The organism is Streptococcus oralis subsp. dentisani, assembly GCF_002096685.1.
In the GTDB taxonomy this organism is placed as follows: Bacteria; Bacillota; Bacilli; order Lactobacillales; family Streptococcaceae; genus Streptococcus; species Streptococcus oralis_AD.
The window spans coordinates 84,238-111,071 of the sequence record NZ_NCVA01000038.1 but is presented as its reverse complement, the minus strand read 5'-3'; the positions used below and the strand labels follow the sequence as shown (position 1 = coordinate 111,071).

Sequence of the window (26,834 nt, the reverse complement as noted above, 5' to 3'; positions counted from 1 at the left end):
TCGTAAACTAAAAAATAAAAATAAAGGAGAAAAAAGATGACAAACTTTGACAAAATGGAACAGAACTTTGCAGCTCTTACAGAAGAAGAGTTGATGGATGTGGATGGGGGAGCACTTCCTCTTATAATTGCTGGAGTGTCTATTTGGAAAGTAGGTGGAGCAGTGGTAGGTGGGGCGACAGCGCTTTTTGCTGGTGGAGCAGCATTGGGGTATTACGCGAATAGACCCTAGTCAGATTGTAGCTGGAGAGGCATTCGTATGTTTTTAAAAAAAGAAGTGATATTATTAGGGATATTTTTATCTCTACGTATTATTTTCACTATCATTCAAATTTTAATTGACTATAAAATATTGTCAGGAAAGTATAGTGTGAATTTTATGGAGATTTCAGAAGTATTTACCTATCCAATACTCATTTCAATTATTTACATAGCAGTAAAATATAACACAAAGGAGTAACTATGAATATGAACTTGGAACAATTTTATCAATTATCTGATGATGAATTAATCGGAACAAAAGGAGGATTTGGTCTTGCTGAAGCAGTTGGGATTGCAGGAGTATTGAACGCTGCCGTACAAATTTTTAACGCTGGTTACAAATTTGGTTCAGATTTTGCTCGTCGTGGGCGTTAGATAATGAACAATCACAACCTTAATCTCAATACACTCTTACCTAAACTAGCCACTATAGTTTCTTTGTTGGCAATAGCTCTTAATCTCGCGCTTCATGTGATTCGTACAGGTTCATTAGTATCCTTTGATTGGCAATGGACTTTAGTTGGCTTGCTTACTTCGGGCTATTTTGGTATTTTTTGCAAAGATCTGTCAAAAGATAATCAAAACTATAAATGATGAATCTGAATGAAAAGGATTTTGTGCGTGTGAATGGCGGAGTTTTTCCGCCTTTCTTATCAGGTAAATAGGAGTCTAACATGAAACAATTCTTATTAATTAGGATTTGCTGAGGGATATTTTACTGTATCACTCATTATCTACATCGTAACGTATTTGATTTTGAAAAATCCGATCAATACCCTATTTTATCCAGAAACCTATCCGATTCTGCTTGGGTTGTTTTATGTAGGATACAAGGTTAATAAAAAGCAAGTAGAGTGAGAGGTTAAGAATGACTTATTATTCTGCGCTAAAAATGGGTAAGGTAAGATTTAAGAATGCATCACATTGGAGTTTAAAAAAATCGTAATTTAGAACGGTGTTATCTATTCTGACTAGGAATATATCATACCAGAGGTGACTTAGAAATAGTAGGGACATTAGAAATTGTAGTAATAAATAGGATGTCGTAAATGTTACTATTAATGATTTATTTGTTCCAAGCTTGCCCAGGGTGACAGTAAAAAGTCAATTTCCTTTTATACCATATTTTTAGTAGGTAGGACTCTTGTCCTGCCTATTTGCTTTGGCTAAAAGTGCTGTTCAGGTATGAATATTGTTTTTTCAGAAATAATTTTCCGATTTCTTCTTCGTTTGGTTAAAATAATCTTACAAAGTTTTTAAGAGATTGTTAGAAAAAGGAGAAGATATGAAATTTAGGAAAAGGCACTATCGTCCCCAGGTGGATCAGATGGATTGTGGCGTGGCTTCCTTGGCTATGGTCTTTGGTTACTATGGTAGTTATTACTCCTTGGCTCATCTACGAGAGTTAGCCAAGACGACCATGGATGGGACGACCGCTTTGGGGCTTGTAAAGGTGGCAGAGGAGATTGGGTTTGAGACGCGGGCTATCAAGGCGGATATGACGCTCTTTGACCTGCCAGATTTGACCTTTCCTTTTGTGGCCCATGTGCTCAAGGAAGGGAAGTTACTCCACTACTATGTGGTGATAGGTCAGGATAAAAACCACATTCATATCGCTGATCCGGATCCTGGTGTCAAGCTGACCAAGATTTCCCGTGAACAATTTGCGCAAGAATGGACAGGAGTCAGTCTCTTTATGGCTCCGTCTCCAGACTATAAACCCCATAAGGAGAAAAAACAGGGGCTCCTATCCTTCTTGCCAATCTTACTCAAACAGCGTGGCTTGATTACCAATATCGTCCTAGCGACACTCTTGGTGACCTTGATTAACATTGTAGGTTCTTATTATCTGCAGTCTATCATTGACAGTTACGTACCAGACCAGATGCGCTCGACACTGGGTATTATCTCTATTGGGCTGGTCATCGTCTATATTCTCCAGCAGATTTTGTCCTACGCTCAGGAATATCTCCTACTAATCCTTGGGCAACGCCTGTCGATTGACGTGATTTTGTCCTACATCAAGCATGTTTTTCACCTGCCGATGTCCTTTTTCGCGACACGCAGGACAGGAGAAATCGTGTCTCGTTTCACGGATGCTAACAGTATCATCGATGCGTTGGCGTCGACTATTCTGTCGATTTTCCTAGATGTGTCGACGATTTTGATTATCTCTCTGGTCTTGTTTTCACAAAATATGACGCTCTTTTTCATTAGTCTACTTGCGCTTCCTATCTATACAGTTATTATCTTTGCCTTTATGAAGCCTTTTGAAAAGATGAATCGGGATACCATGGAAGCTAATGCGGTTCTGTCTTCTTCTATTATCGAGGACATCAACGGTATTGAGACCATTAAGTCTTTGACCAGTGAGAGTTCGCGCTATCAAAAGATTGACAAGGAATTTGTGGCTTATCTGAAAAAATCTTTTACCTATAGTCGGGCAGAAAGCCAGCAAAAGGCTCTGAAAAAAGTTGCCCAGCTCCTGCTCAATGTTGCCGTTCTCTGGCTGGGAGCTATTCTTGTCATGGATGGGAAAATGAGTTTAGGTCAGCTGATTACTTATAACACCCTGCTTGTTTACTTTACCAATCCTTTGGAAAATATCATCAACCTGCAAACCAAACTTCAGACAGCGCAGGTTGCCAATAATCGCTTAAATGAGGTTTATCTGGTAGCTTCGGAGTTTGAGGAGAAGAAAACGGTAGAAGATCTGAGTATGATGAAGGGAGAGATGACCTTCAAGCAGGTTCACTACAAGTATGGCTATGGGCGTGATGTCTTGTCGGATATCAATTTGACCATTCCCAAAGGTTCTAAGGTGGCCTTTGTGGGGATTTCGGGGTCAGGAAAGACCACCTTGGCCAAGATGATGGTTAATTTTTACGATCCAAGTCAGGGAGAGATTAGTCTGGGTGGTGTCAATCTTAATCAGATTGACAAAAAGGCTCTGCGCCAGTACATCAACTATCTGCCTCAACAACCCTATGTCTTTAACGGAACGATCTTGGAGAATCTTCTTCTTGGAGCCAAGGAGGGGACGACTCAGGAGGATATCTTACGGGCAGTTGAATTGGCAGAGATTCGGGAGGATATCGAGCGCATGCCACTGAATTACCAGACAGAATTGACTTCGGATGGGGCTGGGATTTCTGGTGGGCAACGGCAGCGAATCGCTCTGGCGCGTGCTCTCCTGACGGATGCACCTGTTCTGATATTGGACGAGGCGACCAGCAGTTTGGATATTTTGACAGAGAAGCGAATCGTGGATAATCTTATGGCTTTAGACAAGACCTTGATTTTCATCGCTCACCGCTTGACCATCGCTGAGCGGACAGAGAAGGTTGTTGTCTTGGATCAGGGCAAGATTGTCGAAGAAGGCAATCATGCTGATTTGCTGACTCGAGATGGCTTTTACGCCCATTTGGTGAATAGCTAGAAAGAGGAGAAGATGAAATCAGAATTTTTAGAAAGTGCGGAGTTTTACCATCGTCGTTATCATAATTTTTCCAGTCGAGTGATTTTACCCATGTCACTTCTGCTCGTGTTTCTACTGGGATTTGCAGTCTTTGCAGAGAAGGAGATTAGTTTGTCTACCCGAGCTACTGTCGAACCTAGTCGGATCATTGCCAATATCCAATCGACTAGCAATCAACGCATCGTGGCCAATTATCTAGAAGAAAACAAATTAGTCAAGCAAGGGGATCTCCTCGTTCAGTACCAGCAAGGGGCGGAAGCTGTTCAGGTTGAAGCATACACCAGTCAGTTGGAGATGTTTAAGGATCAAAAAAAGCAGTTGGGGTATTTGCAATCCAGTTTGAAAGAGGGGAGTGATCAATTTCCAGAGGCGGATAAGTTTGGTTATCAGGAGATGTTTCGAGACTATCTCAGCCAAGCTAGTAGTCTTAGGAGTAATGTTTCTCAGCAAAATGCCAGTATCTCCTCTCAAAATGCGGCAGCAAGTCAGAGTCAGGCTGAGATTGGCAATCTTATCAGTCAAACAGAGGATAAAATCCGAGACTACAAAACAGCTAAGTCGGCTATTGAAACAGGGGCTCAATTAGATCGTCAGAATCCAGTCTACTCTTTTTATCAGACCCATAAAAACCAAGCTGGAGAAGATCCGCAAGCTAAATCGCAGGCTATTGCGCAAGTGGATGCACAAATTGCCCAGCTAGAGTCTAATTTAGCTACTTATCGTGTGCAGTATGCAGGTTCTGGAGCTCAACAAGCCTACTCAACGGGACTGGCTAGTCAGCTGGAATCGCTCAAGTCCCAGCACTTGGTCAAAGTCGGTCAGGAATTAACCCTTCTAGATCAGAAAATTTTAGAAGCAGAGTCGGGTAAGAAAGTCCAGGGAGGTCTCCTAGATAAGGGGAAAATCACAGCAAATGAGGATGGGGTGCTTCACCTTAATCCTGAGACCAGTGATTCTACCATGGTCGCAGAAGGAACCCTGCTAGCCCAACTCTACCCATCCTTGGAGAAAGAAGGGAAAACCAAACTCACAGCCTATCTCAGTTCAAAAGATGTTGCAAGGCTTAAGGTAGGTGATTCTGTTCGCTTTACTACAACCAAGGATGCCAACAAAGAGCTCGTTCTTGTTTCTGCGATTACGAATATTGATGCGACAGCTACCAAGACTGAAAAGGGAAATTTCTTTAAAATAGAGGCGGAGACAAGTCTGACTCCTGAACAAGCAGAAGAGCTTCGCTACGGTTCAGAAGGACGTTTGACACTAATCACAGGAAAGAAAAGTTATTTCCGCTATTATTGGGATCAATTTTTAAACAGAGAATAATGTTTGTTTTTAATGCAATATTATACTTTTAAAACTGTAAAATGTTTTGATTTTACAGTTTTTCTTAATGTTAAAAAGAGCTACCTTCGCTGTCGTTCGCAAATTCTTGCTATTTCCGTTATTTTGTAGTAGAATGAAGTAAAGAAATACGAAAGGCGAACTTTAAAATGTCAAAAAAACTGATCTATTCGGGAAAAGCCAAGGATATCTATACAACTGAGGATGAAAATCTCATTATTTCAACTTACAAGGACCAGGCGACTGCTTTCAACGGTGTTAAGAAGGAGCAGATTGCGGGCAAGGGAGTCTTGAATAATCAGATTTCATCTTTTATTTTTGAAAAGTTGAATGCTGCTGGTGTAGCGACTCACTTTGTGGAGAAGCTTTCAGATACGGAACAACTCAATAAAAAGGTTGAGATTATTCCTTTGGAAGTTGTGCTCCGCAACTACACGGCTGGTTCCTTTTCAAAACGTTTTGGCGTTGATGAAGGTATCGCATTTGAGACTCCAATTGTCGAATTTTACTATAAAAATGATGATTTGGATGATCCATTTATCAATGATGAGCATGTGAAATTCCTACAGATTGCGGATGACCAGCAGATTGCCTACTTGAAGGAAGAAACCCGTCGTATCAATGAGCTCTTGAAAGCTTGGTTTGCAGAGATTGGCCTTAAATTGATTGACTTTAAGCTAGAGTTCGGTTTTGACAAGGATGGTAAGATCATCTTGGCAGATGAGTTTTCACCAGATAACTGCCGTTTGTGGGACGCAGATGGCAACCACATGGACAAGGATGTTTTCCGCAGAGGACTCGGAGAATTGACAGATGTTTATGAGATTGTCTGGGAGAAATTGCAGGAGTTGAAGTAATAACCTAAAGGCTGTTTGGGAACATTGTAAGAGCTGAAATAAAGGAATAAGAATTGATGGATAAACGTATTTTTGTTGAAAAAAAGGCTGATTTTCAGGTCAAATCAGAGAGTTTGGTAAGAGAACTCCAGCATAACTTGGGACTGTCAACTTTGAAAAGCATTCGTATCGTGCAAGTCTATGATGTCTTTGATTTGGCAGAGGACTTGTTTGCGCCTGCGGAGAAACACATCTTCTCTGAGCAGGTGACGGATCATGTCTTGGATGAAGCAGCTGTGCAAGCGGATCTTGCCAACTATGCTTTCTTTGCCATTGAAAGTCTACCAGGACAGTTTGACCAGCGTGCGGCTTCTTCACAGGAAGCTTTGCTTTTGCTGGGGAGTTCGAGTGATGTGACAGTCAACACAGCTCAACTTTACTTGGTTAATAAAGATATTGATGCGACTGAGTTGGAAGCAGTCAAGAACTATTTACTCAACCCAGTTGATTCTCGTTTCAAGGACATCACGACAGGGATTGCCAAGCAGGAATTTTCAGAGTCAGACAAGACCATTCCAAAATTGACTTTCTTTGAAAGCTATACGGCAGAAGACTTTGCCCGCTACAAGGCCGAGCAAGGGATGGCCATGGAAGTGGATGATTTGCTCTTTATCCAAGACTATTTCAAGTCAATCGGGCGCGTGCCAACTGAGACTGAGCTCAAGGTGTTGGATACCTACTGGTCTGACCACTGCCGTCATACAACATTCGAGACTGAGTTGAAAAACATTGATTTTTCAGCTTCTAAATTCCAAAAACAATTGCAAGCGACTTATGACAAGTATATTGCCATGCGTGATGAGTTGGGACGTTCGGAGAAACCACAGACTTTGATGGATATGGCGACTATTTTCGGTCGATATGAGCGTGCCAATGGCCGTTTGGACGACATGGAAGTGTCTGACGAAATCAATGCCTGCTCGGTTGAAATCGAAGTGGACGTTGATGGCGTCAAGGAACCTTGGCTCCTTATGTTCAAAAACGAAACCCACAACCACCCAACGGAAATCGAACCATTTGGTGGGGCTGCTACTTGTATCGGTGGAGCCATTCGTGACCCGCTGTCAGGTCGTTCCTACGTTTATCAAGCGATGCGTATCTCAGGCGCTGGTGATATTACAGCGCCGATTTCAGAAACTCGTGCTGGTAAATTGCCACAACAAGTCATTTCGAAGACAGCGGCTTACGGTTATTCTTCATATGGTAACCAGATTGGACTTGCGACGACTTATGTTCGTGAATACTTCCACCCAGGCTTTGTAGCTAAACGCATGGAGCTAGGTGCCGTTGTTGGTGCTGCTCCTAAGGAAAATGTAGTCCGTGAAAAACCGGAAGCTGGCGATGTGATTATCTTGCTCGGTGGTAAGACAGGACGTGATGGTGTCGGTGGTGCAACGGGATCTTCTAAGGTTCAAACAGTTGAGTCTGTAGAGACTGCCGGTGCTGAGGTTCAAAAAGGGAATGCCATCGAAGAGCGCAAGATCCAACGCCTTTTCCGTAATGGCGATGTCACTCGTCTCATCAAGAAGTCCAATGACTTTGGAGCAGGTGGTGTCTGTGTGGCTATCGGTGAATTGGCAGATGGTCTTGAAATCGACCTCAACAGGGTGCCTCTTAAATACCAAGGATTGAACGGTACCGAAATTGCTATTTCTGAATCACAAGAACGGATGGCTGTTGTGGTTCGTCCTGAGGATGTAGATGCCTTCGTTGCAGAATGTAATAAAGAAAATATTGACGCTGTTGTGGTTGCGACAGTGACTGAAAAACCAAATCTTGTCATGCACTGGAATGGTGAGACAATCGTGGACTTGGAACGCCGTTTCCTTGATACCAATGGTGTGCGTGTCGTTGTCGATGCCAAGGTTGTGGACAAGGATGTCAAGCTTCCAGAAGAGCGCAAGACAAGTGCTGAAACCCTTGAAGCGGATACTCTTGCAGTCCTATCTGACCTCAACCATGCGAGTCAAAAAGGCTTGCAGACTATCTTTGACTGCTCGGTCGGTCGTTCAACGGTTAACCACCCACTTGGTGGTCGCTACCAACTCACGCCAACTGAGGCATCTGTGCAGAAATTGCCAGTTCAACACGGCGTGACTCATACTGCGTCTGTCATGGCTCAAGGGTTCAACCCTTATCTAGCAGAATGGTCTCCATATCACGGGGCTGCCTATGCAGTTATCGAAGCGACAGCTCGTTTGGTGGCTACTGGTGCCAACTGGTCTAAGGCTCGTTTCTCTTACCAAGAGTACTTCGAGCGGATGGACAAGCAAGCAGAGCGTTTCGGTCAGCCAGTAGCAGCTCTTCTAGGCTCTATCGAAGCACAAATCCAACTTGGCTTGCCATCTATCGGTGGTAAGGACTCTATGTCTGGTACCTTTGAAGAATTGACCGTACCACCAACCTTGGTTGCCTTTGGGGTGACGACAGCGAATAGCCGCAAGGTACTCTCTCCAGAGTTCAAGAATGTTGGTGAAAACATCTACTCCATCCCAGGTCAAGCCCTCTCTGCAGAGATTGATTTTGACTTGATTAAGCAAAACTTTGCTCAATTTGAAGCCATCCAAGCTGGACACAAAGTAACATCTGCATCAGCTGTTAAATACGGAGGTGTCCTTGAAAGCTTGGCACTTGCTACCTTTGGAAATCATATCGGTGCAGAGGTGACCTTGCCTGAATTTGAAACAGCCTTGACAGCTCAATTAGGTGGATTTGTCTTCACATCTCCTCAAGAAATCGCTGGAGTAGAGAAGATTGGACAAACAAGCGCAGACTTTACACTCCTTGTCAACGGTGTGAAGCTAGATGGACACAAACTTGACAGTGCCTTCCAAGGAAAATTAGAAGAAGTCTACCCTACTGAATTTGCACAAGCTAAAGAATTGGAAGAAGTGCCAGCTGTCGCTTCTAACGCAGTCATCAAAGCCAAGGAAAATATTGAAAAACCGGTGGTTTACATCCCAGTCTTCCCAGGAACCAACTCAGAATATGACTCAGCTAAGGCATTTGAAAAAGAAGGTGCAGAGGTTAACTTGGTGCCATTTGTGACCTTGAATGAAGAAGCTATTGTCAAGTCAGTTGAAACCATGGTTGACAATATCGGCAAGGCAAACATTCTCTTCTTTGCAGGTGGCTTCTCAGCTGCGGACGAACCAGATGGATCAGCTAAGTTTATTGTCAATATCCTGCTCAATGAAAAAGTGCGTGCAGCCATTGATAGCTTTATCACTCGCGGTGGCTTGATTATCGGTATCTGTAATGGATTCCAGGCCTTGGTCAAATCAGGTCTTCTTCCATATGGAAACTTTGAGGATGCTAATAGTACTAGTCCAACCCTTTTCTACAATGATGCCAACCAGCACGTGGCCAAGATGGTGGAAACTCGAATTGCCAATACCAACTCACCATGGTTGGCTGGAGTGCAAGTGGGCGATATCCATGCCATCCCAGTATCGCACGGTGAAGGGAAGTTTGTCGTGACGGCTGAGGAATTTGCAGAGCTCCGCGACAATGGTCAAATCTTTAGCCAATACGTTGACTTTGATGGCAAACCAAGTATGGATTCTAAGTACAATCCAAATGGTTCTGTAAATGCCATCGAAGGAATTACTAGCAAGAATGGTCAAATTATCGGTAAGATGGGACACTCAGAACGTTATGAAGACGGTCTCTTCCAAAACATCCCAGGAAATAAAGACCAGCACCTGTTTGCATCGGCTGTGCGTTATTTCACAGGGAAATAAAAGGTATAAAAAATGACATACGAAGTAAAATCTCTTAATGAAGAATGTGGTGTTTTCGGTATCTGGGGACATCCAGATGCTGCTAAATTGACCTATTTTGGTCTCCATAGTCTTCAGCACCGTGGTCAGGAAGGGGCAGGAATCCTCTCCAATGATCAGGGGCAATTGAAGCGTCATCGTGACATGGGGCTTTTATCAGAAGTGTTCAGAAATCCAGCTAATTTGGATAAATTGACAGGAACGAGCGCGATTGGGCATGTGCGTTATGCGACTGCTGGCGAAGCTTCTGTGGATAACATCCAGCCCTTCCTCTTTCGCTTTCATGATATGCAGTTTGGACTTGCTCACAACGGAAACTTGACCAATGCCGAATCGCTCAAAAAAGAATTGGAACAAAGAGGAGCAATTTTCAGTTCAACTTCAGACTCGGAAATCTTGGCCCACCTCATTCGTCGGAGTCACAATCCGAACTTGATGGGCAAAATCAAGGAGGCGCTCAGTCTTGTAAAAGGTGGCTTTGCTTATATCTTGCTGTTTGAGGACAAGTTGATTGCGGCGCTTGACCCTAATGGCTTCCGTCCGCTTTCGATTGGGAAAATGACCAACGGAGCGGTGGTGGTTTCGTCAGAAACCTGTGCCTTTGAAGTCATTGGTGCCGAGTGGATTCGCGATGTAAAACCAGGGGAAATTGTGATTGTGGATGACAATGGGATTCAGTACGATAGCTATACGAATGATACCCAGTTGGCGATTTGTTCTATGGAGTATATCTACTTTGCTCGCCCTGATTCTAATATCCATGGTGTTAATGTCCATACAGCTCGTAAGAGAATGGGGGCACAATTAGCGCGTGAATTCAAGCATGAAGCAGATATCGTGGTTGGTGTGCCCAATTCTTCACTCAGCGCAGCCATGGGCTTTGCGGAAGAATCAGGTCTGCCAAACGAAATGGGGCTGATCAAAAACCAATACACCCAGCGTACCTTTATCCAACCGACTCAAGAATTGCGGGAGCAAGGGGTGCGGATGAAACTGTCTGCTGTTTCGGGCGTTGTCAAAGGCAAACGTGTGGTCATGATTGATGATTCCATTGTTCGTGGGACAACTTCTCGCCGCATCGTTCAGCTTTTGAAAGAAGCAGGTGCGTCTGAGGTTCACGTTGCTATTGGAAGTCCAGCGCTAGCTTATCCATGCTTCTACGGGATTGATATCCAGACGCGTCAGGAGCTGATTGCGGCCAATCATACGGTCGAAGAAACTCGCCAAATCATTGGAGCGGATAGCCTGACCTATCTTTCGATTGATGGCTTGATTGATTCGATTGGTATTGAAACAGATGCGCCGAACGGTGGTCTCTGTGTCGCTTACTTTGACGGCGACTACCCAACTCCTCTCTACGACTATGAGGAAGACTATCGTAGAAGTTTGGAAGAAAAGACCAGTTTTTACAAATAGGCGGATAACGATTTTCCATTAAAGAAAAGGAATGAATAAAATGACGAATAAAAATGCTTATGCGCAGTCTGGTGTGGATGTTGAAGCGGGTTATGAAGTTGTTGAACGGATCAAAAAGCACGTAGCTCGTACGGAGCGTGCAGGTGTTATGGGAGCTCTAGGTGGTTTCGGTGGCATGTTTGACCTTTCAAAGACAGGGGTCAAAGAACCCGTCTTGATCTCAGGGACTGACGGTGTCGGAACTAAGCTCATGCTAGCTATCAAGTATGACAAGCACGATACTATCGGTCAGGACTGTGTGGCCATGTGTGTCAATGACATCATCGCTGCAGGTGCGGAGCCCCTCTATTTCCTTGACTACGTCGCAACTGGTAAGAATGAACCAGCTAAACTAGAACAAGTCGTTGCTGGTGTGGCAGAAGGTTGTGTGCAGGCAGGCGCTGCCCTCATCGGTGGGGAAACGGCTGAAATGCCTGGTATGTATGGCGAAGATGACTATGACTTGGCAGGTTTTGCGGTCGGTGTGGCTGAAAAATCTCAAATCATCGACGGTTCAAAAGTGGTAGAAGGAGATATTCTTCTCGGACTTGCTTCAAGTGGAATTCACTCCAATGGTTACTCACTCGTGCGCCGTGTCTTTGCGGACTATACAGGTGAGGAAGTCTTGCCAGAATTGGAAGGCAAGAAACTCAAGGAAGTCCTTCTTGAGCCGACTCGTATCTATGTCAAGGCTGTCTTGCCACTCATCAAGGAAGAGCTGGTCAACGGTATTGCCCACATCACAGGTGGTGGTTTTATCGAAAATGTCCCTCGTATGTTTGCAGCTGACTTGGCTGCAGAGATTGAGGAAGAAAAAGTTCCAGTCCTTCCGATTTTCAAGGCTCTTGAAAAATACGGTGAAATCAAGCATGAAGAAATGTTTGAAATCTTCAATATGGGTGTGGGACTCATGTTGGCAGTTAGCCCTGAAAATGTAGGTCGTGTCAAGGAATTGCTGGATGAACCAGTCTATGAAATTGGTCGCATCGTCAAGAAAGAAAACGAAAGTGTCATCATCAAATGAAAAAAATAGCGGTTTTTGCCTCTGGTAATGGCTCAAATTTTCAGGTGATTGCCGAAGAATTTCCATTGGAGTTTGTTTTTTCAGACCATCGTGACGCCTATGTGCTCGAGCGTGCAGACAAGCTCGGCGTTCTGTCCTATGCTTTTGAACTCAAGGAGTTTGAGAACAAGGCAGACTACGAAGCAGCTCTTGTCGAACTATTGGAAGAACACCAGATTGACTTGGTTTGCCTAGCAGGATATATGAAAATCGTTGGGCCAACTTTGCTCGCTGCTTACGAGGGTCGGATCATTAACATTCATCCGGCCTACCTACCAGAATTTCCAGGAGCTCATGGAATTGAGGATGCTTGGAATGCTGGTGTTACTGAGAGTGGCGTGACCATTCACTGGGTGGACTCAGGTGTGGATACAGGCAAGGTCATCAAACAAGTCCGTGTGCCACGTCTAGCAGATGATACTATCGAAAGCTTTGAAGCTCGGATTCATGAGGCAGAGTACAAGTTGTATCCAGAGGTGCTGGATAGCTTGGGAGTGGATAGGAAGTAAATTTTGAATAATAAAGCTGTTAAGACTTTACTAGACAAAGTTAAAGAATTTGAAGAATTTTTTAATGAGTATGAAAAACAATTTTACCCTAAAGTAATAAAAATTAGAAATAAATTTCTAATTAGCTTAATTGTATTTATTACCCTAATGTTAACAAGTTATGTAGTTTGGTTGTGGGATTTTGGTGATTTGTGTATTAAAATAGCTTCTCTTATTTTTACTATGTTTTCTTTGATGTACTTTATTTATCTCAGTCGAAAATTTGATAAAATTTCAGATGGAAAACCTAATAAATTTGAAGAGCTATGTAGAGAAATAAAGTATGAATTGATTCTTATGTATGGAGAAAAAGCTAGTTATGCTGTGAAGTTGTTAATAGCTGATTTGACAGATAAACAGGATAATAAAATTAAGAAGTATGAAAGTTTAGTAAAGTCGATAGGCATAGTTGGTATAATTTTGGTAACGTCTTTTATCACTTTGGCTTTAAATAAATTATTTGTTGCAGATGAGACAGCTATTTCTGTTGAAACATTTTTGGGTTTAATTTTAATCGTAGCTATAATAGTATGGTTGATTAATTTCATAGATAGTGGAATAAAAAATATTATTAAATACCCTATATGGGGTAAAGCTTCAAAAGAAGTGTATCTAATAGATATTTTATACGAAGTTAAATATATGGTTTTAGAAAAGGAGAACAAATGACTAAACGCGCCTTAATCAGCGTCTCAGACAAAGCGGGCATTGTTGAATTTGCCCAAGAACTTAAAAAACTTGGTTGGGACATCATCTCGACAGGTGGGACTAAAGTTGTCCTTGATAATGCTGGGGTGAAGACCATTGCTATCGATGATGTGACTGGTTTCCCAGAAATGATGGATGGTCGTGTCAAGACTCTCCACCCAAATATCCACGGTGGTCTCCTTGCTCGTCGTGACTTGGATAGCCACTTGGAAGCGGCTAAGGACAATCAGATCGAGCTCATTGACCTTGTAGTGGTCAACCTCTATCCTTTCAAGGAAACGATTCTCAAACCAGATGTGACTTATGCGGAAGCCGTTGAAAACATCGATATTGGTGGTCCATCTATGCTTCGCTCAGCAGCGAAGAACCACGCTAGTGTAACTGTTGTGGTAGATCCTGCAGACTATGCAGTGGTTTTGGACGAGTTGTCAGCCAATGGTGAAACGACTTACGAAACTCGCCAACGTTTAGCAGCCAAGGTTTTTCGTCACACAGCGGCTTATGACGCCTTGATTGCAGAATATTTCACAGCTCAAGTGGGCGAAGCAAAACCAGAAAAGCTCACTTTGACCTATGACCTCAAACAAGCCATGCGCTATGGGGAAAATCCTCAGCAGGACGCTGACTTCTACCAAAAAGCTTTGCCGACTGACTATTCGATTGCTTCAGCGAAACAGCTCAACGGTAAGGAATTGTCCTTCAATAACATTCGTGACGCGGATGCGGCCATCCGTATTATCCGTGATTTCAAAGATCGTCCAACCGTTGTGGCTCTCAAACACATGAACCCATGTGGAATTGGTCAAGCTGATGACATCGAAACTGCTTGGGACTATGCTTATGAGTCTGACCCGGTGTCTATCTTTGGTGGAATTGTCGTCCTTAACCGTGAGGTGGATGCTGCGACTGCTGAGAAGATGCACGGCGTTTTCCTTGAGATCATCATCGCACCAAGCTATACGGATGAAGCGCTAGCCATTTTGACCAACAAAAAGAAAAACTTGCGTATCCTTGCCTTGCCATTTGACGCTCAAGAGGCTAGTGAAGTGGAAGAGGAATACACAGGTGTGGTCGGTGGACTTCTGGTGCAAAACCAAGACGTGGTCAAGGAAAGCCCAGCTGACTGGCAAGTAGTGACTAAACGCCAACCAACCGAGACAGAAGCGACAGCTCTTGAGTTCGCTTGGAAGGCTATCAAGTACGTCAAATCAAACGGAATCATCGTGACCAACGACCACATGACACTTGGTGTTGGCCCAGGTCAAACCAACCGAGTGGCTTCTGTTCGCATCGCCATTGACCAAGCTAAAGACCGCCTTGACGGAGCTGTTCTTGCTTCCGATGCCTTCTTCCCATTCGCCGATAACGTGGAAGAAATCGCTAAAGCAGGAATTAAGGCTATCATCCAGCCTGGTGGCTCTGTCCGTGACCAAGAATCCATCGAAGCTGCTGACAAATACGGCTTGACCATGGTTTTCACAGGCGTAAGACATTTTAGACATTAAGAAGACAAAAGGGAAGAAAACAGTTTCTTTCCTTTTTTTGCCTAAAACGCGGAGCGGAACAAGATTAAAACGAACGTTTGTGATATAATGTTAGTAAATAATTCGCAAAAGAGGTTGAAAGATGAAGCTGTTAGTTGTCGGTTCGGGTGGTCGTGAACATGCGATTGCCAAGAAGTTGCTTGAATCAAAAGACGTTGAAAATGTCTTTGTAGCTCCTGGAAATGACGGGATGACTCTGGATGGTTTAGAATTGGTAAATATCTCTATTTCCGAACATTCTAAGTTAATTGAGTTTGCAAAGGCCAACGATATTGCTTGGACCTTCATCGGGCCAGATGATGCCCTTGCTGCTGGTATCGTGGATGACTTTAATCAAGCTGGGCTCAAAGCCTTTGGCCCGACCAAAGCTGCAGCGGAGCTAGAGTGGTCTAAGGATTTTGCTAAGGAAATCATGGTCAAATACGGCGTTCCGACAGCAGCCTATGGCACATTTTCAGATTTCGAGGCAGCTAAGGCTTATATCGAAGAAAAAGGTGCCCCAATCGTAGTCAAGGCGGATGGTTTGGCGCTTGGGAAGGGCGTCGTCGTTGCTGAGACGGTTGAGCAAGCGGTCGAAGCCGCACATGAGATGCTCTTAGACAATAAATTCGGTGATTCTGGTGCGCGTGTGGTCATCGAGGAATTTCTTGACGGAGAGGAATTTTCACTTTTTGCCTTTGTCAATGGTGACAAGTTCTACATCATGCCAACGGCTCAGGACCACAAACGTGCTTACGATGGCGACAAGGGCCCTAACACGGGCGGGATGGGTGCCTATGCGCCAGTTCCTCACTTGCCACAGAGCGTGGTTGATACGGCGGTTGACACCATTGTCAAGCCAGTCCTTGAAGGGATGATCAAAGAAGGTCGTCCTTATCTTGGTGTCCTCTACGCGGGGCTTATTTTGACTGCTGGCGGTCCTAAAGTCATCGAGTTCAACGCTCGTTTTGGAGATCCAGAAACACAAATTATCTTGTCTCGTCTGACCTCCGATTTTGCACGAAATATCACGGATATCCTCGATAGCAAGGAGCCAAACATCACTTGGACGGATAAGGGTGTGACTCTGGGAGTGGTTGTCGCGTCAAACGGCTATCCGCTTTCTTATGAGAAAGGTGTCAAGCTTCCAGCCAAGACCGAAGGTGACATCATCACCTACTATGCAGGGGCTAAGTTTGCGGAAAATAGCAGAGCACTGCTATCCAACGGCGGACGTGTCTATATGCTCGTCACCACAGCCGATACCGTCAAAGAAGCCCAAGATACCATCTACAAGGAACTCGACAAACAAAACACAGAAGGCCTCTTCTACCGAACAGATATCGGAAGCAAGGCTATAAAGTAAAAGTATAAAAATAACGCGACGAAGTCGCCAAATACGATAATGGTCGTTTGACTTGCGAGCATTAGCGAGCTAATATAGAGCAATCACCGCCGTTGTGAAAGAACGATTGGATTATAAGTCAATCGTTCAGGGAAATCGGAAGACCTTGGGCTTCCGATTTAGGCATGAAACACCTTTGGTGGCTGCTGCCGTCCCTCACAACCTAAGGTGATTGTTGAAAGGAAGAAAAGGAAAAATTATGACTAAACCAGTAATTTCCATCATCATGGGCTCAAAATCCGACTGGGCAACCATGCAAAAAACAGCTGAAGTTTTAGATCGCTTCGGTGTTGCCTACGAAAAGAAAGTCGTCTCTGCCCATCGCACGCCCGACCTCATGTTTCAGCATGCCGAAGAAGCCCGCAGTCGTGGTATCAAGGTCATTATCGCAGGTGCGGGCGGCGCAGCCCATTTGCCAGGAATGGTCGCAGCCAAAACAACCCTTCCTGTCATCGGTGTACCTGTCAAATCGCGTGCTCTTAGCGGTGTGGACTCGCTCTACTCTATCGTACAGATGCCGGGTGGCGTGCCTGTGGCGACAATGGCTATCGGTGAAGCAGGTGCGACAAATGCGGCACTCTTTGCCCTCCGTCTCCTGTCAGTAGAGGATCAGGCTATCGCGACAGCGTTGGCTGATTTCGCAGAAGAACAAGGAAAAATCGCAGAGGAGTCTACAAATGAGCTCATCTAAAACAATCGGAATTATCGGTGGTGGTCAGCTGGGACAGATGATGGCCATTTCTGCTATCTACATGGGGCACAAGGTTATCGCGCTGGATCCTGCGGCGGATTGCCCGGCCTCTCGTGTGGCGGAAATCATCGTGGCTCCTTATAACGATGTGGATGCCCTCCGTCAGCTAGCTGAGCGTTGCGATGTCCTCACCTATGAGTTTGAAAATGTTGATGCTGACGGTTTGGATGCTGTCATCAGGGATGGACAACTTCCTCAAGGAACTGACCTGCTCCGCATTTCTCAAAATCGTATCTTTGAAAAGGACTTCCTTTCCAAGAAGGCCCAAGTAACGGTGGCTCCATACAAGGTTGTGAATTCTAGCCAAGACTTGGCGGAGATTGACCTGGCCAAAAACTATGTCCTCAAGACGGCGACTGGTGGCTACGATGGGCATGGGCAAAAGGTCATTCGCTCAGAAGCAGACTTGGAAGAAGCCTATGAACTAGCAGATTCAGCTGACTGTGTCTTGGAAGAATTTGTCAATTTTGACCTTGAGATTTCTGTCATCGTATCAGGAAATGGCAAGGATGTGACGGTTTTCCCAGTTCAGGAAAATATCCACCGCAACAATATCCTATCTAAGACCATTGTGCCTGCTCGAATTTCTGCAAGTCTAGCTGAAAAAGCCAAAGCAATGGCAGTGCGAATTGCAGAACAGCTTAACTTGTCTGGAACCCTCTGCGTGGAGATGTTTGCGACAGCTGATGATATTATCGTCAACGAGATTGCCCCTCGCCCACATAACTCAGGGCATTATTCAATTGAAGCTTGTGACTTCTCGCAATTCGATACTCATATTTTGGGCGTTCTGGGAGCACCGTTGCCAGAAATAAAATTACATGCTCCAGCAGTCATGCTTAACGTTCTCGGCCAACACGTCGAGGTTGCTGAGAAATATGTCGCAGAAAATCCAAGCGCCCACCTCCATATGTATGGTAAAATAGAAGCGAAGCACAACCGCAAGATGGGACATGTGACTTTGTTTAGTGATGTGCCAGATGAGGTGGAGGAGTTTGGGAAAGGGATTGATTTTTAGGTGTTAGATAACAAGATTACTGAATTTAATTTTTTTACAGAAGAATACTTAAAACGGCAGAATGCCCAAATATTTATCTACATATTGATTATAATTAAAGGAAGATACAAAGTGTATGATAATCCTGAAGTCCTAGAATTAATAAAAAAATATTCTGAGGAAAAAGGAGTTGATATACCTGATGAAATAGTACTTGGTAATGGAAGAACTGTCAATAATTTTTTTCTTAATAAAATTATTAAAGAAAGTAAACTTAATATAACTGGGGATTATTTTTGTGAAGAATACATTTTTGAAACATTAAATGAATTAATTAATGAGTCAATCGAAAAGATTCTTGATTTGTATCCTAGAAAAAAATTATTAATAAATTTAATAATATTTGCGAGTTTTGTTTCTACTTTATCACAAAATCAAGAAATAGATTTAAATAAAGAACCTGAAAATGATTTGGAAAAATTGATATTTCTCGTACAGAAAGTTGGATGTACAAAAGATGATTTAAGTACTGCATTATTGGGTGAAATGAAAGCATCTGTTAATTACATGATTAATTTATTATTGCTCAGGGAGGAAAGAACTTCTGCTGAGGAAATAGAAGCTGAGAAGTATTTTGAACGATATGGAACAGATTATAATTTGTTATTTTATTGGGGAGTAATCAAGTGTATATTTACATCTGACTCAAATTCTAGGTATTTTGTTAAGAGGTGGAATAATAGTAAGAGGATAAGCTTTAGTAATAATCAGTGGGGGGAGTTCCCACCAGCGGACTTGCAGTCAAAATTTGATGAAATTTGTCTATACTGTAATAAGGAAACATTAGGCTTGCATAAGAGAATGTCAAAGTCTATATTTCCAAAATTTTTTAATGAGTTTAAATTTGATCCTATAAAAATAAGAGATTCTTTCAAGAGAAATATTCAGGGGTATACATTGTCCTATAAAACATTGGATATTATTGCTGAATCTGATTGGCCAGAGTTTTTGAAAAAAAATCAAAGTTGTGGAGAGATTGGAGATGAGGGAAGAATAAATGAATCAGTTTTCTTAGAAAATGATATATATCAACTTAGAACATCTATCTATAATTTTGTAAATAAAATAGAAGAATATAATAGTGAAGTTAATTATTTATTAAGTGATACTAAAAATATAAATAGAATAGTTGATATGTTAAATAAAAAAATTTATTCTAGAATAGAGACTCCGGATGAAGTGAAGGAAATTTTTAATGCTTTTGTTAGTAAACATGTAAGATTAAGTAAGGAGCTTAGATTAGATTGCTCACCTATTGATATCTCAAAATTTCACTCTTTTGTGGCTGAGTTTGTATCATTCAAAAGGCTTTCAATTTTTCATAAACCATTATTAAAATATAAGAATTATTATTTAACAAGTTTATCTTTATTAAATGAGGGTGTGTGGCATCTCCCTGGAGATATATTATCAAGGAGAATTTCCTCACATCACAACATAAATAAAGAAATAACTAAATTTTATGATGAACAAACATTACCATATATCAAATTATGCCTAATGTCTAAATATGATTTTTCAATAATCAACTGTGATTTAATGGTCAATAATAAATCAGGGAAACCGGCATTTCCAAAGATCAAGCAATTGTTGGGTGGAGACTATAAGGGGGTAAAGAGAGAATTAGATATCTTGTTTGCTTCAGACGGTACGTTGTATATTTATGATTTAAAAAATTACGGGCTACAACATTCTCTTGATGAAATTACTAGATTAGTAAATAGAGTTGATAAAGAGATATCGAAACTAGAAAAAATAAAGAAAATATTTTTAGATAATAAATCAATTTTTGAGGAGGAGTTGAAAGTTCGTTTTGACTGTGTTGAAATAGGGATTATTACTGTTAACTCTACAATTTTTGATTTTGTTCCGAGTATTTTTGATGGAGTTTATATTAAATCAGTCCATAATTTTATTATGGAAATCGGAAATATTAACTAATAAGCAATATGTTGTTAAAATAAGGAGGAAACAATGATCAACCGTTACTCTCGCCCCGAAATGGCGAACATTTGGAGTGAAGAAAATAAATACCGTGCTTGGCTTGAGGTGGAAATCTTGGCTGACGAGGCATGGGCTGAGTTGGGGGAAATCCCTAAGGAAGATGTGGCTTTGATTCGCGAAAAGGCGAACTTTGACATCGACCGTATTTTGGAGATTGAGCAGGAGACGCGCCACGATGTGGTGGCTTTCACGCGTGCGGTTTCTGAGACTCTTGGTGAAGAGCGCAAGTGGGTTCACTATGGGTTGACTTCTACCGACGTGGTGGATACGGCCTATGGTTACCTCTACAAGCAGGCCAACGACATCATCCGTCGTGACCTTGAAAACTTCACCAACATCATTGCTGACAAGGCTAAGGAGCACAAGTTCACCATCATGATGGGGCGTACCCACGGTGTGCACGCTGAGCCTACAACTTTTGGTCTTAAATTGGCGACTTGGTATAGCGAAATGAAGCGCAACATCGAGCGTTTCGAGCATGCAGCTGCTGGTGTGGAAGCTGGTAAAATCTCTGGTGCAGTTGGTAACTTTGCCAACATCCCACCATTTGTAGAGGAATACGTCTGCGACAAGCTGGGTATCCGTGCTCAAGAAATCTCTACACAGGTGCTTCCTCGTGACCTTCACGCTGAGTACTTTGCAGTTCTTGCTAGCATCGCGACTTCAATCGAACGTATGGCGACTGAAATTCGTGGTCTGCAAAAGTCTGAGCAACGTGAAGTGGAAGAGTTCTTTGCCAAAGGGCAAAAAGGCTCTTCAGCAATGCCTCACAAACGCAACCCTATCGGTTCTGAAAACATGACAGGTCTTGCGCGTGTTATCCGTGGTCACATGGTGACGGCCTATGAAAACGTCGCTCTCTGGCACGAACGCGATATTTCTCACTCATCAGCTGAGCGTATCATCACACCAGATACAACCATTTTGATCGACTACATGCTCAACCGCTTTGGAAATATCGTCAAAAACTTGACGGTCTTCCCAGAAAACATGATCCGCAATATGAACTCTACTTTTGGTCTTATCTTTAGCCAACGTGCTATGTTGACCTTGATTGAGAAGGGAATGACCCGTGAGCAAGCCTATGACTTGGTGCAACCAAAAACATCCTACTCTTGGGATAACCAAGTAGACTTTAAACCACTTCTTGAAGCAGATCCAGAAGTGACTTCGCGTCTGACTCAAGAGGAAATCGACGAAATCTTCAACCCTGCATACTACACTAAACGAGTGGATGATATTTTTGAACGTATCGGACTTGGTGATTAATCCTAACAATAAAAAGCGAGATTCAATCTCGCTTTTTTGTATGCTTATCGAAGAGGTTTAATCTTCTTTTCTCTTAGTGAGTCCGTAGGCTGCTAGTGTGGCCATGAGTCCTGCTGCGACCAAGCCTGCAGAGTCTTGACTTCCTGTTGCAGGGAGTTGTTTTTCATCTGCTTTGCTAGTAGTTGCTTCAACTTGCTCAGCTTTCTCAACGGCAGTTCCGACTTCGACAACCTGAGCGACCGCTTCCTGCGATACCGCACTATTGACAAGGGTTCTTTCTTCCTTGCCGTCAGCAGTGGTGCTGACAGAGTAGAAAATCGTACGGCGACCATTTACACCAGTAACGACGACTTGACTTTGTCCTTTTGGCAATTGCGGATTTTCACGTGTCACGGTAGTGAAAGGAATCTCTTCTTCTTGAATGTCTAGTCTAGGTTTTTCTTCTGCAGCTGGGGCAAGACCGTGTTCGTCTCCTACATGGGTTACAAGGGTTCCGACTTCAATAACTTGGGTCACTGCTTCTTGAGTCACAAGGCTATCTACAAGAGTTTTCACTTCCTTACCGTCAGCACTAGTGCTCACAGAGTAGTAATGACTGCGACGGCCGTTAGCGCCTTTAGTAACGACTTGAGTCTTCCCTTTGAGCAAGAGTGGATTTTCACGTGTCACAGTAGTGAACGGAATTTCTTCTTCTTGGATATCCAGTCTTGGTTTCGCTTCGGCAGCTGGAGCAAGACCGTGTTCATCCCCTTTGTGAGTAATAGGGGCACCGATTTCAACCACTTGGGTCACAGGTTCCTTGGTTACTTGGCTATCTAGAACCGTTTCTGTTTGTTTCCCATTTTCAGTAAGGACAGAGATGTAATGAGTGCGTTCACCATCTACACCTGGTGTGACAATCTTTTCTTGCTTAGCTGGGAGGTTCGGATTTTCTTTTTTGATAACCTCAAAAGGAATCTTTTCTGCTCTTGTGATGAGTTCCGGTTTGGTTTCAACATTGGCAGCTAGTTCGTTTTCATCGAGGCTTCCTGAGTGGGTTGCTGCTGGTTTGAGGCCTAGGCGGGCTGCTTTGAGTTTGGCTACGAGAGCGTCTAGCTCGGCTTGTTTGTTACGGTTGAGGTTGTAGTTGAGAGCTTCTTTAGCTGCATTTAGGGCATCCAAGCTTTCCTTGCTGTATCCATCCAAGTTTGCAGGGATTTGAGCAAGCTCCTCGCGGAGGGCATTGTAGTTAGCGCGGAAGTAGTCTTTGTTGTGGTCTGCAAAGGCAGTCATGAGTTCAAAGATTTCTTCTTCCTTGTACTCAGCGCTTGGTTTGTCTGCCCAGATGGCAAGCATGCTTCCAACTGTTGGAAGGTCTACCTCAGGATATTTGGTAGATGCAAGCTGGTTAAATGGTGTTTTTTTAGTGTTTTCAATTGCTTTTTTGAGGAAACCGCCACCATCTTCAGGTTTTTGGCCGAGAATGTAGTACCAGTCTCCGTTGGTGTTAAGGAATTTGTAGCCTTTGCTTGCCAGGTACTGAGGCGTTGCAAGGTTGTAACCCCACCATCCCTTAGACCAGTAAGAGATGATGACATCCTTGTCAAACTCAACATCATCCTTGTCTTCATAGTAGAAACCATCGTTGAAGGCCATTGGTTGAAGACCTCTTTCTTTAGCCATAGCAGCAAGAGTGTTAGAGTACTCAGCAAACTTGCCATAGAGTCCATACCATTTGAGGTAGTACCAGCCTTGAGCGTTAGTGGCATCATTGGCATATTCGTCTGTACCGTAGTTGAAGATCTTTGTCTTGCCTGCAAAGAAGTCCATGTACTTGCCGATGAGGGCTTTGACAAAGTTCATCGCCTCTTCGTTTTCAAGGTCCATGGTTGTTTTGGAGACCTTGTCAAAGTTGGCTTGAGGATTCTTGATTCCAAGTTTTTCCATAGCGACGAGCATGGCATCCATGTGACCTGGGCTGTTGATTGCTGGGATGAGTCCGAGGCCTTTTGATTTTGCGTACTCGATCAATTCAGTGATTTCAGCTTGACTAAGAGTAGTTCCGTTTGGATCATCGTAGTAAGCTTTTGTTCCTTCGATAATGGCCTTCTTGACATCGTCACTTGCATAAGTTTTTCCGTTAGCTGTGATGGTCATGTCATTAAGGAGGAAGCGAAGTCCATCATTTCCTAGGAGAAGATGCACATCAGAGTAGCCGAGTTCGCTCGCCTTGTCTACGATGCGTTTGAGTTGGTCGAGCGTGAAGTACTTACGTCCAGCATCGATAGAGATTACCTTGTTCTTGGCAAGTTTTTCAACTTCGCGTTTCGCGTCTTCTTCTTTTTGAGCCTCTGGTGTGAAGGTCAAATTGCTTACAGCTTCTTGGAGTTTTGCGATTGCTTGGTCAATGGTGTCTTGTTGGGCACGGCTGAGGTTGCTATCGAGTGAGCGAATGGCTTTTTCAGCTTCTTTTACAGCTGCGACACTTTCTGCAGTATAGCGGTTAAGGTCTGTTGGTACTTCTTTCAGAGCTTGCTCAGCAGACTCATAATCAGCTGCAAAGTATTCAGCATTGGCATTTGCGAAGCTACGCATGAGTTTGAAGAGGCGTGATGGTGAATAGCGTGCAGATGGGGTATCCGCCCAAGCAGCTACCATACCACCGATGAACGGGATAGTAGCCCCATCAGATTTTGGTACAGAAGTGATTGGAGTGTTCTTGATACCATTGAGTCCTTGGTCGAGGTTGTACCAGCCTTGGCCATCGGCATTTCGTCCGAGAACATAGTACCAAGCATCGTTGGTATTAAGGATTTGGTGGCCTTTTTCAACTAGAAGTTTAGAAGAAGCGACGTCGTATCCGCCCCATCCACCAGTCCACATAGAAACGATGATGTCTTTGTCAAAAGTTCCAAAGCTAGTGTCGCTATTGTAGTAGATACCATCGTTAAAGGCCATTGGTTTGAGACCGTGAGATTTAACGATACGAGCAAGGTCATTGGCGTAGGCGATAAATTTCTCATATCCTCCTACAGGGTAGCCTTCGTTTGGATAGTATTTATCAGCTTGCAGAACGCTCCAGCCCTTGGCGTTTGTAGCATCATTTGCATATTCGTCTAGTCCGATATTGAAAATGTCAGATTTGCCAGCGAAGTAAGCAGCATACTTGTCAATCAGAGCCTTGGTAAATGCAACTGCTTCTTTGTTATCAAGGTCAACGGTACGAGCAGATTCCTTATCAAAGTAGGTAAAGTTTGGTTTTTGGATGCCTAGTTCTTTCATGGCATGCAAAATCGCATCCATGTGGCCAGGGCTGTTTACAGTTGGGATGAGACCAATGCCTTTGTTTTTAGCATAGTTGATCAAGTCCGTCATCTGACTTTCTGTTAAATGATTGCCGTTTGGATCCTTGTAGTAGGCATCAGTTCCGCTTTCGAGAGCACGTTTGACATCTTCACTGGCATAGGTTTTTCCATTGGCTTTGATTGTCATGTCGTCCAGCATGAAACGCATGCCATCATTTCCGACTAAGAGATGGAGGTCAGTATAGCCGTAGTGTTTAGCTTTGTCGATGATTTCCTTGAGTTGCTCAGGTGAGAAGTACTTGCGTCCAGCATCGATTGAGATCATTTTTCTTTTTGCCAGTTTTTCATTTACTTGACTTGCTCGTTCAGTGCTCGGAGCGGTTACTGCAGGTGTGACGGTTTCATTTTTCTTGTCTTCGTCGGCTTTTACTGGTTCTGAGTTTTCTTCTGAAACAGGAGTAGCTTTTTCAATGACTGGAGTCTCGTCAATTTTTTCTGCAACTGCTGGGGATTCAGTTTTTTCGACTGTTGGAGCGATTGTGGCTGAAGCTCCCTTTGCTTCAACTCTTTCTTCAAGCTTGCTTTCAACTGATGTCTCAGCTGTCTGTGATTCTCCTTGAGCAGTCTGAGCTGCGCTTGGATTTTCTGGTGTTGGAGTGACGCTGTCAGCAGACACGACTTGGGTACCAAAAGCAAATCCTATGAGTACAGAAGCTGCTCCAATCGCGTACTTACGAATGGAGAAGCGCTGTTTCTTTTCTAGTTTCATGATAAAACCTCCCTGTTATTATATTGTATGATAGCGTTTACACAAAACTGTTTTTATTTTATTATCTAAGATATAAAAAGTCAAGCGGCTTTATGAAAGAACTATAATAAATGGAGGAAATCATAAGATTTAGGAAAAAATTGTCAAAAAACTAAAAACAAGGAAAATCTAGCTAATATTTAACTTGTTTTTAGTAAAAGCACTACTAATTAAAGAATTACCCTTCGTCATATGTTCATACTAAATGGTGCATGCTATAATGAACATAGAAAAAGCCTGAGCTAGGCTCAAGCTTTTTCTTAATGACCTCGATCACACGAGATGAATTTGATTTTGTAGTAGTCAGCTCGCTTATAAGTTTCACTATAGGCAAGGACTTGGCCAGTGGCCTCAAGTTTTGTAGTCTTTGTTTGGAAGACAGTTGGAAATTGTGTATCAATTCCCAACGTAGAAGCAGCATGCTCGGGTGTTGGGAATGCGATTTCGTTGATTTCCTCAAAATGCTCATCAGTCATGTGAATGCGGTAATCCAATTTGAAACGTTTATAGATAGAACTATAATAGTCAAGATTTGGATAGTTGGCATTGATATATTGTTCGGGAATATAAGAAGTGTGGTAGATATAGGTCACACCGTTAGTTTGACGTGTCCGTTCGATCTTGTAGTAGAACTGGTCTCCACGCAAACCAAGTTTTTCCAAATATTCAAGCTTATTTCCACGTTCGATAGAAAGGACAGTTACCTTATCGTCCTTTGTTTCAAAAATTTCTACGTCTGAAAACTCAACGAGTTTGTGCTTACGAGCGCGTGAAACAAAAGTTCCTTTTCCTTGTTGGCGGACAATATAGCCATCTTTGGCAAGGTCGTTCAAGGCACGAACAACTGTGATAGAACTGACATCATACATGGCGATCAACTCTGCTTCAGTATAAAACTTGTCTCCACTCGCAAATTGACCTGAGATGATTTTATTCTTGAGTTCGTCTTTAATATATTGGTATTTTGGAATAGCCATAATTGCACCTCAATTTTTTTCTTTCTCCTTCTTTGATTTTACCACAAACACAAAGAAAATAGTAGCATTTAGATGAAAAAATAACATAATACATTAAAAATATTATTTTGCACATATATAAAAGCGCCATTAAAACAGAGGTCATGCAAAAGCCCTCATTTCATGCTATTTTTTAGATAATTTTGGTAAAAAAGAAGTAAAAAAATAGAAAAATTTTAAAGAATT

General features: G+C 42.9%; 20 protein-coding genes. 18 read left to right on the top strand and 2 right to left on the bottom strand.

The annotated features are described in order from the left end of the window. The first annotated feature begins 36 nt into the window (after positions 1 to 36). The 18 genes from B7705_RS02670 (at position 37) to purB (ending at position 21,540) form a co-directional block, all read left to right on the top strand. On the top strand, positions 37 to 231 hold the full coding sequence (locus tag B7705_RS02670) for a class IIb bacteriocin, lactobin A/cerein 7B family (protein WP_084947532.1): 195 nt from the start codon (positions 37 to 39) through the stop codon (positions 229 to 231). 230 nt (positions 232 to 461) lie between these two features. After that, the gene (locus tag B7705_RS02660) at positions 462 to 635 is read left to right on the top strand and encodes a hypothetical protein (protein ID WP_001056922.1); all 174 of its coding nucleotides are present in this window, start codon (positions 462 to 464) and stop codon (positions 633 to 635) included. Positions 636 to 638: 3 nt separating this feature from the next. Continuing rightward, on the top strand, positions 639 to 854 hold the full coding sequence (locus B7705_RS09935; RefSeq protein WP_084947530.1) for a bacteriocin immunity protein: 216 nt from the start codon (positions 639 to 641) through the stop codon (positions 852 to 854). A 691-nt stretch (positions 855 to 1,545) separates the two neighbouring features. Next, entirely contained in the window at positions 1,546 to 3,699 is a 2,154-nt protein-coding gene (gene comA, locus B7705_RS02650; RefSeq protein WP_084947528.1) for a peptide cleavage/export ABC transporter ComA, read from the top strand. Positions 3,700 to 3,711: 12 nt separating this feature from the next. Then, the gene (gene comB, locus B7705_RS02645; protein ID WP_084947525.1) at positions 3,712 to 5,061 is read left to right on the top strand and encodes a competence pheromone export protein ComB; all 1,350 of its coding nucleotides are present in this window, start codon (positions 3,712 to 3,714) and stop codon (positions 5,059 to 5,061) included. Between the two features lie 167 nt (positions 5,062 to 5,228). Further along, positions 5,229 to 5,936 (top strand): phosphoribosylaminoimidazolesuccinocarboxamide synthase, encoded by a 708-nt coding sequence (gene purC / locus B7705_RS02640; RefSeq protein WP_084947521.1) that lies wholly within the window; start codon positions 5,229 to 5,231, stop codon positions 5,934 to 5,936. A gap of 56 nt (positions 5,937 to 5,992) precedes the next feature. Further along, positions 5,993 to 9,718 carry a phosphoribosylformylglycinamidine synthase gene (locus B7705_RS02635; protein ID WP_084947518.1) on the top strand — a complete coding sequence of 1,242 codons (3,726 nt, stop codon included), beginning with the start codon at positions 5,993 to 5,995 and terminating at the stop codon, positions 9,716 to 9,718. Positions 9,719 to 9,730: 12 nt separating this feature from the next. Then, entirely contained in the window at positions 9,731 to 11,173 is a 1,443-nt protein-coding gene (gene purF, locus B7705_RS02630) for an amidophosphoribosyltransferase (RefSeq protein ID WP_084947516.1), read from the top strand. 40 nt (positions 11,174 to 11,213) lie between these two features. Beyond that, positions 11,214 to 12,236: a phosphoribosylformylglycinamidine cyclo-ligase gene (purM, locus tag B7705_RS02625; protein WP_084947514.1), complete on the top strand. Its 1,023-nt coding sequence runs from the start codon at positions 11,214 to 11,216 to the stop codon at positions 12,234 to 12,236. Next, complete coding sequence (purN, locus tag B7705_RS02620) at positions 12,233 to 12,784, top strand: phosphoribosylglycinamide formyltransferase (protein ID WP_084947512.1); 552 nt, start codon at positions 12,233 to 12,235, stop codon at positions 12,782 to 12,784. The genes purM and purN overlap by 4 nt, the downstream gene beginning before the upstream one ends. A 3-nt stretch (positions 12,785 to 12,787) precedes the next feature. Then, positions 12,788 to 13,492 (top strand): hypothetical protein, encoded by a 705-nt coding sequence (locus B7705_RS02615; protein WP_084947509.1) that lies wholly within the window; start codon positions 12,788 to 12,790, stop codon positions 13,490 to 13,492. Then, positions 13,489 to 15,036, top strand: a complete 1,548-nt coding sequence (gene purH / locus B7705_RS02610) for a bifunctional phosphoribosylaminoimidazolecarboxamide formyltransferase/IMP cyclohydrolase (protein WP_084947506.1) — start codon at positions 13,489 to 13,491, stop codon at positions 15,034 to 15,036. Before B7705_RS02615 ends, purH begins: the two co-directional genes overlap by 4 nt. Positions 15,037 to 15,157: 121 nt before the next feature. Then, positions 15,158 to 16,420, top strand: a complete 1,263-nt coding sequence (purD, locus tag B7705_RS02605; protein WP_084947504.1) for a phosphoribosylamine--glycine ligase — start codon at positions 15,158 to 15,160, stop codon at positions 16,418 to 16,420. 94 nt (positions 16,421 to 16,514) lie between these two features. Then, complete coding sequence (locus tag B7705_RS10120) at positions 16,515 to 16,631, top strand: phosphoribosylaminoimidazole carboxylase (RefSeq protein ID WP_080641271.1); 117 nt, start codon at positions 16,515 to 16,517, stop codon at positions 16,629 to 16,631. Positions 16,632 to 16,658: 27 nt separating this feature from the next. Next, a complete protein-coding gene (gene purE / locus B7705_RS02595; RefSeq protein WP_038804287.1) occupies positions 16,659 to 17,150 on the top strand; it encodes a 5-(carboxyamino)imidazole ribonucleotide mutase in 492 nt (163 codons plus the stop codon). Further along, the gene (gene purK, locus B7705_RS02590; RefSeq protein WP_084947502.1) at positions 17,137 to 18,228 is read left to right on the top strand and encodes a 5-(carboxyamino)imidazole ribonucleotide synthase; all 1,092 of its coding nucleotides are present in this window, start codon (positions 17,137 to 17,139) and stop codon (positions 18,226 to 18,228) included. Before purE ends, purK begins: the two co-directional genes overlap by 14 nt. Continuing rightward, positions 18,229 to 20,208: a hypothetical protein gene (locus B7705_RS02585; RefSeq protein ID WP_084947498.1), complete on the top strand. Its 1,980-nt coding sequence runs from the start codon at positions 18,229 to 18,231 to the stop codon at positions 20,206 to 20,208. 33 nt (positions 20,209 to 20,241) lie between these two features. Then, positions 20,242 to 21,540: an adenylosuccinate lyase gene (gene purB, locus B7705_RS02580; protein ID WP_084947495.1), complete on the top strand. Its 1,299-nt coding sequence runs from the start codon at positions 20,242 to 20,244 to the stop codon at positions 21,538 to 21,540. 57 nt (positions 21,541 to 21,597) lie between these two features. On the opposite strand, the gene strH is transcribed toward purB, so the two are convergent. Further along, entirely contained in the window at positions 21,598 to 25,593 is a 3,996-nt protein-coding gene (strH, locus tag B7705_RS02575; RefSeq protein ID WP_158085999.1) for an LPXTG-anchored beta-N-acetylhexosaminidase StrH, read from the bottom strand. 299 nt (positions 25,594 to 25,892) lie between these two features. Further along, on the bottom strand, positions 25,893 to 26,609 hold the full coding sequence (locus B7705_RS02570) for a GntR family transcriptional regulator (protein WP_001007187.1): 717 nt from the start codon (positions 26,607 to 26,609) through the stop codon (positions 25,893 to 25,895). Positions 26,610 to 26,834: the final 225 nt, after the last annotated feature.